The 8,112-nt window shown below is 33.8% G+C and carries 12 protein-coding genes; 1 reads left to right on the top strand and 11 read right to left on the bottom strand.

Going from position 1 to position 8,112, the window contains the following annotated elements:
- Positions 1 to 480: 480 nt before the first annotated feature.
- Positions 481 to 1,371 (top strand): P44/Msp2 family outer membrane protein, encoded by an 891-nt coding sequence (locus DM84_RS03220; protein WP_250778306.1) that lies wholly within the window; start codon positions 481 to 483, stop codon positions 1,369 to 1,371.
- Between the two features lie 69 nt (positions 1,372 to 1,440).
- On the opposite strand, the gene DM84_RS03225 is transcribed toward DM84_RS03220, so the two are convergent.
- The 11 genes from DM84_RS03225 to rplF are packed head-to-tail and all read right to left on the bottom strand — an operon-like array spanning position 1,441 to position 8,091.
- Positions 1,441 to 1,803, bottom strand: coding sequence for a YraN family protein (locus DM84_RS03225; RefSeq protein WP_250778307.1), 363 nt, complete (start codon positions 1,801 to 1,803; stop codon positions 1,441 to 1,443).
- Positions 1,804 to 1,826: 23 nt separating this feature from the next.
- Entirely contained in the window at positions 1,827 to 2,255 is a 429-nt protein-coding gene (gene rplQ / locus DM84_RS03230; protein WP_250778308.1) for a 50S ribosomal protein L17, read from the bottom strand.
- A gap of 7 nt (positions 2,256 to 2,262) precedes the next feature.
- A complete protein-coding gene (locus DM84_RS03235) occupies positions 2,263 to 3,330 on the bottom strand; it encodes a DNA-directed RNA polymerase subunit alpha (protein WP_250778309.1) in 1,068 nt (355 codons plus the stop codon).
- A 21-nt stretch (positions 3,331 to 3,351) separates the two neighbouring features.
- Positions 3,352 to 3,738, bottom strand: coding sequence for a 30S ribosomal protein S11 (gene rpsK, locus DM84_RS03240; protein WP_250778310.1), 387 nt, complete (start codon positions 3,736 to 3,738; stop codon positions 3,352 to 3,354).
- A 24-nt stretch (positions 3,739 to 3,762) separates the two neighbouring features.
- Complete coding sequence (gene rpsM / locus DM84_RS03245) at positions 3,763 to 4,131, bottom strand: 30S ribosomal protein S13 (protein WP_250778311.1); 369 nt, start codon at positions 4,129 to 4,131, stop codon at positions 3,763 to 3,765.
- 59 nt (positions 4,132 to 4,190) lie between these two features.
- Positions 4,191 to 4,841 carry an adenylate kinase family protein gene (locus DM84_RS03250; protein ID WP_250778312.1) on the bottom strand — a complete coding sequence of 217 codons (651 nt, stop codon included), beginning with the start codon at positions 4,839 to 4,841 and terminating at the stop codon, positions 4,191 to 4,193.
- On the bottom strand, positions 4,838 to 6,166 hold the full coding sequence (secY, locus tag DM84_RS03255) for a preprotein translocase subunit SecY (protein WP_250778317.1): 1,329 nt from the start codon (positions 6,164 to 6,166) through the stop codon (positions 4,838 to 4,840). Before secY ends, DM84_RS03250 begins: the two co-directional genes overlap by 4 nt.
- A 3-nt stretch (positions 6,167 to 6,169) precedes the next feature.
- A complete protein-coding gene (gene rplO / locus DM84_RS03260; protein WP_250778313.1) occupies positions 6,170 to 6,640 on the bottom strand; it encodes a 50S ribosomal protein L15 in 471 nt (156 codons plus the stop codon).
- 3 nt (positions 6,641 to 6,643) lie between these two features.
- Positions 6,644 to 7,156, bottom strand: a complete 513-nt coding sequence (rpsE, locus tag DM84_RS03265) for a 30S ribosomal protein S5 (protein WP_250778314.1) — start codon at positions 7,154 to 7,156, stop codon at positions 6,644 to 6,646.
- 12 nt (positions 7,157 to 7,168) lie between these two features.
- Positions 7,169 to 7,540: a 50S ribosomal protein L18 gene (gene rplR / locus DM84_RS03270; protein ID WP_250778315.1), complete on the bottom strand. Its 372-nt coding sequence runs from the start codon at positions 7,538 to 7,540 to the stop codon at positions 7,169 to 7,171.
- 5 nt (positions 7,541 to 7,545) lie between these two features.
- Positions 7,546 to 8,091 carry a 50S ribosomal protein L6 gene (rplF, locus tag DM84_RS03275; RefSeq protein ID WP_250778316.1) on the bottom strand — a complete coding sequence of 182 codons (546 nt, stop codon included), beginning with the start codon at positions 8,089 to 8,091 and terminating at the stop codon, positions 7,546 to 7,548.
- Positions 8,092 to 8,112: the final 21 nt, after the last annotated feature.

Here is an 8,112-nt window from a genome sequence, read left to right on the forward strand (position 1 = left end):
CTAGCTACCTCGGGGTTTTATTGTCTTTTTTCTCTGTTTGGTAAATTTCTTAAATGTTTATTACTAAACTAGATCCCAGTATCAAGTACTGGGATGACACCGTTTGTTGTGCAAATTACCTGCTAATTGCAATGTTCGTACAGTTGTGTGTCAAGCACTGGAATGACAAGAAAAGAAAGTACTTGGATGACAGGAAAATTGTTACTCATATAAAAAATCCTCACTAATTAATACTTCAAAATTCTAAAATGTTCACTACCATTTTTAGTAGTCTTAGCATAAAACCATCCACTTTGGCGGAAGTTAAGAGATTTTTTAAATGTTTATTTGTTGTAGATAATAGTGAGGGTATTAATATATTGACTTCGGTGAGAAAATCATTCCTCGAAAACTTGGTTACAATAGCAAATCGTTTGTAAAAACTGATTGACGCGGAATTTTCTAGTAGTAGTATAAAAGTATAAGCTTAAAGGTATTGTTGTGGTAAACAAACGATATGCATTAATAGTTCTGCCTACCTTTTTGCTCAGTTGGAATGCTCTAGCAGACAACTTAGATGGTTTTTATATTAAAGCTAGCTACTTTAATGCACTTTTCAATACAATTGGACCATTAGAAGGTAAAGAAAATGTAGGTAACAATATAACAGAGGGAGTTTTTAGCTTTAATAAAAATGAGAGAATTGGGGCTGGCTGTAATCCTACGTACGTTCCAGGGCTTGCTGGTGGTATTGCGGTAGGGTATATATTGGAGAATGTTAAAATTGAGTTTGAAAGTTTGTATTCTCAAACTAACTTATATAGTGAAGATTATTCAAATAAAGACAAGGCAAAATACGTAGAGCTTCGCCGTAATAAAGATGCTTCTGCTGGAACAGAATGTAGCTCACCATGGAGAAGTGGAAAGGTCGATGTGGACATAAAGAATACATGTGAAAATATAGATGCAAGTGTAAAATTTAGAGCTGCATTCAAAATGAGAAATGAAGGCTTTGATAATTCGGCTAGGTTAGTTAATGTATATTATGATTTTGGTGGAAAATCGTTTACTCCATATATTAGCATTGGTGGTGGATTAACTAAAGTTAAGTTTTTAGGAAGAACTAGGTATGCTTTTGCTTATCAAACAAAACTTGGGGTCAATTACCAACTTACAACACAAGTGCAAGCGTTTGCTGGCCTGCGTTATTTTGGTATTCTTGGTAACCAATTTGAAAACATAGTGCCAACATTAAAAATACCAGCTGGTGAGGAAGCTAGCAAATCTGGTAGATCTTTCGATCATAGGGCACGAATTGAGTCAAATACGGCAGCTATTACAAATAGGTTTGGCATATATGGATTGGAGACGGGACTAACTTATTATTTTTAGCCCCTGTATTAGGCTTTAGAGCATCATACAACATAAAACCTATTTGGAAGCGGAGTAACACAATTTAATTTACCATTGGGATTTCTCTTCAATCCAAGCATTTTTTATATAGACAGGTCCTTTTTTTAAGGAAAGAAAACATAAATCATACCTAACCGAATAATCTAAAAAACTAAGGTTTTTACTTAGAAAATATTTAGAGGAATTTACAATGGACTGACATTGAAGAGAAGATATCGGTATTTCTTTTCCAAGTAAGCTTGTTTTAACTTCTATAAAAATCAATTCTTTTTTTTTAGATACAATTAAGTCAACTTCACCTAACCTACAACAATAGCGATGCTTTATAACATTATACCACTTTGATTTTAGATATATTAAAACTAACAACTCACCAAAATAACCTATAAAATAGTGTAACTTACTTATCATAAGAAAGAAAATTATGATAACAATTAACTTTTTGTAACTACTTTATTTTCTTCTTTATTTTTACTATAAACCTTACCTTTTGCTGTAATATCCCTATCAACTAGTTCTATCACTGCCATTGAAGCACAATCACCCTTTCGAGTGTTAAACTTTATTATCCTAGAATACCCACCTTTACGATCTTGATAACGACCAGCTAAAACGTTTAATAACTTATCAACTGCTAACCTATTATTATGAAGGCGTGAAAGCAAAAGTCTTCTACCGTGTAAAGTATTCTTATTCTTAGCAATTGTAATAAATTTTTCCACATATGGACGAAGTTCTTTAGCTTTTGGTAGAGTAGTTATAATCTGCTCATGGTTAATTAATGAGATAGATAGATTCTTCAACATCGACAACCTATGTTCAGTGTGACGAGACAGCTTGCGCTTTTTTATTCCATGTTTCATATATTACCTAATCTTCATCAGTATGTTGTCTAGCCAATTCATCTATATCTTTAGGTGGCCAATTTGGAACATCCATACCCAAAGACAAGCCGAAATTATTTAAAACTGCCTTAATCTCATTCAAGGACTTTCTACCAAAATTAGCAGTTCTTAACATTTCACTTTCTGTTCTTTGTACAAGATCGCCTATATAAGTGATATTTTCATTTTTCAAACAATTATGTGACCTAACAGATAGCTCCATCTCGTCCACTTTGCGCAATAAGATAGGGTCGTAGCTCAAATCCCTATAACCATTAGATGAGGAAGCCTGCGATTTTTTATAACTTACGTCAGAGCTAATAAAAGGCTGAAGTTGTTCCTGTAATATCCTCGCAGCAGAGTCAACAGCTTGACTTGGAGAAATTGTACCATCAGTCTCAACTGATAATATCAACTTATCTTTATCAGTAACTTGACCAACACGACTATTCTCCACCTTATATGAAACTCTATTGACAGGACTATATAAAGCATTAACCGGAATGAACCCAATTAGATCTTGCTCATTCATTAACTTCAAAAATTCGTTTTCCTTATATTTAGCAACAGGAAGGTAGCCTTTCCCACTAGCCACATATATAGTCATGTTGAGCTCTACATTCTGCCCAAGTGTACATATCAGCAGATCTTTATTAACAATAGAACACTGATCATCAGTTTCTATCATCCCAGCCGATACCTGACAAGGTCCCTTAACACTTAAACTTAAGCATTTATTGGAAGTGCCATTCAACTTACACCTCAACATACTCATATTTAATATTATATCAGTTACATCTTCTCTTACTCCTTGAATTGAAGTAAACTCATGAGTTATGCCCTCGATTTTTATTCCATAAACAGCACTACCTACAAGAGAAGACAGCATCACACGCCTTAATGCATTACCAAGTGTTAAAGCAAAACCACTCTCCAATGGTTCCAGTACTACATCGCCTTTTTCACTTGAATCACCTGGCACTACCTTCATTGAATTAGGTCTAGTCAATTTATCTAAGTTGCTAAAAACAGAAACACTATCGTTATAATACATAAAATAACCTTTTCAAATATTCTATACTCTTCTTTTTTTTCTTAATCTGCACCCATTATGAGGAACTGCAGTCTTATCCGCAATTGATGTTACTGTTAACCCGCATCCCTGAAGTGTCTTAACTGCAGCTTCAGCCCCAAAACCAGGGCCACGGATTATCACAGAAACAACTTTCATACCAAACCTTTCTACTGCAATCTTTGCAGCAGATTCCGAAGCTTTACCTGCAGCATAAGGTGTAGATTTCCTTGAACCTGAAAAACCATGTGCACCTACAGACGTTTGGTATAGAGTGTTACCCTGAACGTCAGTTACATTTATAAAGGTATTATTAAAAGTTGCACGAATATGGACAACTCCAGTAACAAACTTTTTTGCACTTTTACCAACTGTTCTGACCTTTTTCATTAAAATTTACAATAATAACAAATCTTATTTTTTTCCAGCAATAGGCAAACGAGATCTACCTTTACGAGTTTTAGCATTGGTATGAGTCCTTTGTCCTCTTACAGGTAAACCTTTCCTGTGTCTCACTCCTCTATAGCATCCCATTTCCACTAAAAACTTTATATTCATAGCCACTTCTTTTCTAAGCTCACCTTCTATAGAATAATTCTGCCTAATGAAACTGCTGATCTTTTCTATGTCTTTATCTTGTAATTCCGAAACACGTTTGCTCTTATCAATTTCACAAGCATGACAAATTTTGTTTGCAGTAGCAATACCTATACCATATATATAAGTTAATGCAAAAGGAACACATTTCTTTACTGGAACATTTACACCCGCAATACGTGCCACTGGTACTCCGATACTTTATTAATAATAACTCTTAATTTATACCATAAAACAATCCAGAGTCAAACTAAATTGCAAGAAATTTTGCTTTCTATCTCTTGTCTTACCTGATCAACATTAAGATTAGCATTGATCGTTAACAATTTGTCTTTATAATATTCACGTAAACCCTTTATTTGGATGTGATATTCGCTTATTCTTCTACTAATTGCAGATAAGTTAGAATCATCAATTCTCCTTTCTAGCCTTGTACTTTTACATTTCATACAAGCAAGACCGTCATCATTCTTAAGAGAAGATGCATTGTATACACTTTTGCAGTCTAAACACACAAGGCGACTCTTTAACCTATTAACCGCAATCTTATCATCAAGCTGTAACTCAATAACAATATCCACATCTCTATTATATCTCTCCAGCAAAGCTTGAGTTAAGAAACGAGCTTGATTTAAATTTCTCGGAAAACCATCCAACAAAAAATTATCATCTACCAGTGCAAGCTGGTCACGTAATAACTCACATATAACTTTATCTTGAATCAAATTACCTGATTCTACGGTATCCTTTATTTTTTTACCTAACTCGCTGTTGCTAGATATAATATTTCTCAATAAATCCCCTACTGAAATTAACTTTAAGTTATACTTTACTATTAGCAGGCTCGATTGAGTGCCTTTACCGGAGCCAGGAGGACCAAAAATTGTAATAATCATCTTAATTTTCTCGTTTTAGACTCATATTTTTTTATCCAGCTATCATATCTATTCGCAAAGATATAGGACTGTATTTGCATAATAGTATCAGTAACAACGTTAACTATAATCAATAAGCTCGTTCCACCAAAAATAAATGGTATATCATAATAATATCTTATGACCTCAGGTACAGCACATATAACCACCAAATATGTGGAGCCAATGAACGTTAATTTAAAAACTATATCTTGCAGGTAATCAGAAGTATGTCTTCCAGGCCTTCTACCAGGTATAAAACCACCATTTTTTTTAAGAAAATCGGCATTTTCTTCTGGGTTAAATATAAAATTGGTGTAAAAAAAGTTAAAAAATACTATAAACGCTAAGTAAGCTACAATATAAACTACTTTATTTGCCATAAAATAGTTCAAAATAAAGTCAGAAAAAGCATATCCCTTATAGAAATTTGCAATTGAAATAGGTGTAAGTAAAATTGCGTTAGCAAAAATAGTTGGTATTACGCCAGATAAATTAATCTTTAATGGGATATAAGTAAAATCGTCACTATGTAATTTTTTAAACTGCTTTTTAGGGTACTGAACAACAACTTTTCTATAAGAAGACTCTACAAAAATAACCAAAAGCAACAGCAAAAAAAACACCGCCAAAATAAAAAGGATAATAAATAACGATATGCTACCGTTTTTATTCAATGTTAACAGAGATGAAAAAGCACTATGTAGCTCTGATATTATGCCAGTAAAAATAATTAATGAGATACCATTACCTATACCATTAGCACTGATTTGCTCACCAAGCCATATTAGAAACATAGTTCCACCTAAAAGGCTGAAAACACCTACTGTACGAAACATAAGGCCAGGTTCGATTACAATTAATGCCCCTTCCCTATTCATTCTTTCTAATCCGATTAAAATAGTAATCGATTGAAATACACAAAACACTATAGTCATATACCGTATGTAGGAATTCATCTTTCGACGTCCTGATTCCCCATCATTTTTAACTTCATTAATTCCTTTGACGGCAGAAGATAATAACTGCATAACTATAGATGCAACTATGTATGGCATAACACTTAGTGCTAAGATTGTCATCCTAGCTAATGCACCACCAGAAAATAAATTAAATACTCCAAAAACGCCAGAACCTTCCTTAGGGAATATATCATTAATTATATCAAGGTTAATTCCAGGAATAGGCACATAAGTACCTAGACGATAACAAATTAAAGCGATTAGCGTAAAAAACATACGTTTCAATAAATCGCCTTTATATAATAACGCAGGATCCAAACTATTAAATGTGGACTTGCTGCTCATCATTTATGATAGTATTTCTACACTACCACCAACTGAAGCTACAGACTTTTTTGCAGCTTCTGACGCACAATCAACGTGAAATACACACCTCTCAGTCAGCTTACCTTTATTAAGAAGCTTGATTTTATCCTTAACAGACTTTATGAAACCTAGCTTACACAGCATCTCTTTGCCTATAACGGAATCTTTCACTATTTTCTTAGTTTCTATTAAGTGCTGCACATCACCAACATTAATTATGAAGCATATATCCCTACGTATAGGGTTAAAACCTCTTTTAGGTAAACGAGTATATATAGACTGTTGTCCACCTTCAAATCCATTTATGGAAACACCACTTCTAGCCTTTTGTCCTTTATGTCCCCTACCAGATGTTTTGCCTTTACTACAACCAATACCTCTACCTAGCAACTTAGGCTTCTTTTTTTTCGATAATTTAGTAAATATAGAGTTTAATTTTATAGCACTATTCATACTTTACCTATTTCCAACTATCTCGCTAATCTTTTTGCCTCTTTTGCTTGCCACTTGACGAGGAGATAACATATTATCAAAAGCTCTAAACACTGCACATATAACGTTATGAGGATTGTTTGATCTTGTAGACTTAGCTACTACATCTTTTATGCCTAGCACTTCAAAAACTGACCTAATCGCTCCACCAGCAATAATACCTGTTCCAGCTCTAGCTGCTCTTAAAACTATTTCACCAGAGCAAAATTTAGCTTTAATATCATGGTGCAAAGTTCTACCTTCACGCAAGTACACTCTAATCATCGATTTTTTCGCAGCATTTACAGCTTTTATCCTTGCTTCAGCAACCTCTGCGTGTTTGCCCATTCCGCATCCTACCCTACCCTTCTCGTCTCCAACAACGACCAAAATTGAAAATGAAAATCTTCTACCACCTTTGGTAACTGTTGTCACTCTTCTTACTGAAACTAAAAGCTCTGATAAATCGTTGTTATTTTGTAAATTTTTTACAGCCATATTAAAAACCTTCTAAAACTTAAATCCAGAACTTCTTAAAGCCTCAGCAAATTGAGAAATCAACCCTGTATACTTATATGCTCCACGGTCAAACACCAACTCTTGCCCTAATTTCATATCAGATAAACGTTCAACCATCAAAGAAGAAACCTGTTTTACAGTTTCAGCATTGACCCTACCTTTACATACACCCCTAATTTTAGCATCCAAAGTAGAAGCAGAGGTAAGAGTCACTCCTTTTTCGTCATTGATCAACTGAGCGTAAAAATGCCTGTTGGACTTGAATATGGATATACGTAAACGCTCAGCGCCGTTATTGAGCTTCTTTCTATTACGTAATTTCCTTTTTTCAGAATTACTTAAAAAATTATATAACCTTCTCATCTTAATTACTTCTTTTTACTTACAACTTTACGCAACATAAATTTGTCTTTTATTACAATACCCTTACCTTTATAAGGGTCATATTTTCTAATTTTGCATATATCGGATGCTACCACATAGACTTTTTGCTTATCTATACCACTCACTACTAAGTGAGTTGGTTTTATACACTTAATCTCAACATCCTTAGGCACTTTATACTTCACATTATGGCTATAGCCAAGATATAAAGTCAAATATTTACCATCACACTCTGCTTTATATCCAACACCATTAATTTCAAGATCAACAGAAAAACCATTAATCATGCCATTAATAATATTGTTAATATTGCTCCTATAAGTACCCCATATAGGCTTTATCTCATTATAATTATCTTTGCTTTGATCAACAGAAAGCAGCAACTGATTATCAACAACATGGCATACAACATCACTGCATAGCCTAAGTTCTTTTTCTACCTTGGCACTTTTTATCAACATTTTACCACCATTATACTCAACTGAAACACCAGCAGGAATATTGATAGGTGCAGCACCTATACGAGACATAAATTCCTCCTATTACTTAAA

Origin of the sequence: Wolbachia pipientis (assembly GCF_023661085.1) — a bacterium.
Lineage (GTDB): Bacteria > Pseudomonadota > Alphaproteobacteria > Rickettsiales > Anaplasmataceae > Wolbachia.